Raw genomic sequence first — 2,488 nt, 5'->3', positions numbered from 1 at the left:
CGCGACGGCGGCGACGTCTTCTATCCGCCGCCGAACACGGCGGGAGCGCCGGCGGGGGAACAACGAGATCGCCAGGAGTCTGGCAACGGCAGCGATGGCGATCGCGTGGTCGCTGCCAGTGACAACCTTGGCGATCGAAAGACTGGTGGCCGGCGCGATGACGAAACCGACGCCCCGTAACGACAAGGAATAAACAGATGACCCTTCTGAACACGTTGAAACTGGCCTCGACGCTGATCGTCATGGCGGTTGTCGGGCTGGCCGCCATCAGCCCTGCTTTCGACTTCGGCATCTTCATCGGTGGCGTCACGCTCGGCGGATACCTGTTCCAGCTTCTGGAGAACCTCTGATGAGCCTACGCCAGCTGCCCGAGGCGCCCACAATGGCTCGCCCACAGAACTACCAGTGGGATGCGCCGAGCGACTTGCTGGCGAAATGGGCAGAGCACTCTTTTGCCGCTGCGCCCGGTGCCGACGCCGACGCCACCATCTCCATCTTCGACGTCATCGGCGAGGATGGCTGGACAGGCGGCGGCGTCACGGCAGAGCGCATCTCGGCGGCGCTCCGTTCGATCGGCAATCGCGACGTCATCGTGCGCATCAACTCGCCCGGCGGCGACATGTTCGAGGGCATCGCCATCTACAATTTACTGCGTACGCACCCGGCAAAGGTGACCGTCGAGGTGCTGGGCTGGGCAGCGTCGGCCGCGTCCATCATCGCCATGGCCGGCGATGTGATCCGCATGGGGCTCGGCTCCTTCATGATGGTGCACAATGCCTGGGGTCTGGTCATCGGCAACCGCCATGACCTGCGCGAGGCCGCCAGCCTGTTCGATGAGTTCGATGCGGCCATCGCCGACATCTACCACGCCCGCACCGGCATGGATCGCGTCAGCATCGAACGGCTGATGGATGCCGAGACCTTCATGACGGCAGCGCAGGCCGTCGAATATGGCTTTGCCGATGCCGTCGACGATGGCGTTGCAGCGCCTTCCGGCGATGCCAAAAGCACAGACCGGCGGTTGATGGCACGCCGGCAAACCGAGGCCGCGCTCGCGAAGGCCGGCTTCACCCGCACCATGCGCTCCGAGATGCTCTCGAAGTTGATCGGCTCGGCCACGCGTGATGCAGGCCAGCCTTCCGCCGCGCGCGATGCAGGCGACAATCCCGAACTGAATGCCGCCGCCCTGCAGCGGCTGATCGACACCATCAGATCATAGGAGACCCGAGATGGGTATCGAACTGAACCCCGGTGGCCGCGGGCCAGTCCGGGGTATCCTCGGCGTGCGCGCCGAAACCGGTAACGCCACCAAAATCCTGGCCGAACTGCAGAAGACCTTTGAGGACTTCAAACTCGAGCGCGACAAGGAACTCGCCGACATCCGGGCCGGCATGGCCGATGTGGTCCAGACCGAAAAGGTCGACCGCATCAATGCCGAAATCACCACCCTGCAAAAGGCGCTCGACGAGACCAACGCCATGCTGGCAGCGGTGAAGGTCGGCGGTGTTGGCGGAGTGGAAGACCCGGACAAGCGCGAACACGCGCAAGCCTTCGACCGCTTCTTCCGCCGCGGCGTCGATGCCGGCCTGCGTGATCTCGAGGTCAAGGCCAAGCTGACCACCCAGTCCGATCCTGACGGCGGCTATCTGGTGCCGGAAGAGACCGAGGCCGGGATCGACCGGGTGCTCGGCACCGTCTCCACCATCCGCTCGCTCGCCCGCACCATCTCGATCTCGACCAGTACCTACAAGAAGCTGGTCAATATGGGCGGGGCGACGTCGGGCTGGGTTGGCGAGGAACAGGATCGTCCTGGCACGGCCACGCCGACCTTGCGTGAGATCGCCATCAATACCGGCGAGATCTACGCTATGCCCGGCGCCACGCAGACCTCGCTCGACGATGCGCGCATCGATCTTGCCGCATGGCTGGCCGAGGAAGTGGCGATCGAGTTCGCCGAACAGGAGGGGGCTGCCTTTGCCCATGGCGACGGCATCAACAAGCCGCGCGGCATCCTTGCCTATGACACGGTGGCCAATGCCTCCCATGCCTGGGGCAAGATCGGCTTCGTCGCTTCAGGCAAGGCTGACGGCTTTGTTGCGGCGACCGCCTCGGCCAATCCTGCCGATTGCCTGATCGACCTCTACTATGCGCTCAAGTCCGGCTACCGGAACGGGGCGTCGTGGCTGATGTCGGATGCGACCATGAACACGGTGCGCAAGTTCAAGGACGCCGAGGGCGCCTATGTCTGGGCGCCACCCTCCGGCCCTGCACAGGTGGCCACCATCCTCGGCAAGCCGGTCTACACCGACGACAACATGCCGGCGGTGGCGGCAAGTGAGTTCCCCATCGCATTCGGTGACTTCGCTCGCTCTTACCTAATCGTGGACCGCATCGGCATCCGTGTGCTGCGCGATCCCTACACCGCCAAGCCGAACGTGTTGTTCTACACCACCAAGCGGGTCGGCGGCGGCGTGGTCAACTTCGAGGC

At 64.5% G+C, this 2,488-nt stretch carries 4 protein-coding genes; all 4 read left to right on the top strand.

Annotation, left to right across the window (positions count from 1 at the left end; all coding sequences use genetic code 11):
• Positions 1-180: hypothetical protein (locus ACFO1V_RS01070; RefSeq protein ID WP_380075008.1), on the top strand; the 180-nt coding region annotated here is incomplete at its 5' end.
• 17 nt (positions 181-197) lie between these two features.
• Positions 198-350, top strand: coding sequence for a hypothetical protein (locus ACFO1V_RS01065; protein WP_253125806.1), 153 nt, complete (start codon positions 198-200; stop codon positions 348-350).
• Positions 350-1,219: a head maturation protease, ClpP-related gene (locus tag ACFO1V_RS01060; RefSeq protein WP_380075006.1), complete on the top strand. Its 870-nt coding sequence runs from the start codon at positions 350-352 to the stop codon at positions 1,217-1,219. The genes ACFO1V_RS01065 and ACFO1V_RS01060 overlap by 1 nt, the downstream gene beginning before the upstream one ends.
• Positions 1,220-1,229: 10 nt before the next feature.
• A partial coding sequence (locus tag ACFO1V_RS01055) for a phage major capsid protein (RefSeq protein ID WP_380075004.1) occupies positions 1,230-2,488 on the top strand: 1,259 nt, incomplete at its 3' end.

The sequence above is a fragment of the Daeguia caeni genome (assembly GCF_042653845.1).
Taxonomy (GTDB): domain Bacteria; phylum Pseudomonadota; class Alphaproteobacteria; order Rhizobiales; family Rhizobiaceae; genus Brucella; species Brucella caeni.
This window is presented reverse-complemented; position numbering and strand designations above follow the sequence as displayed.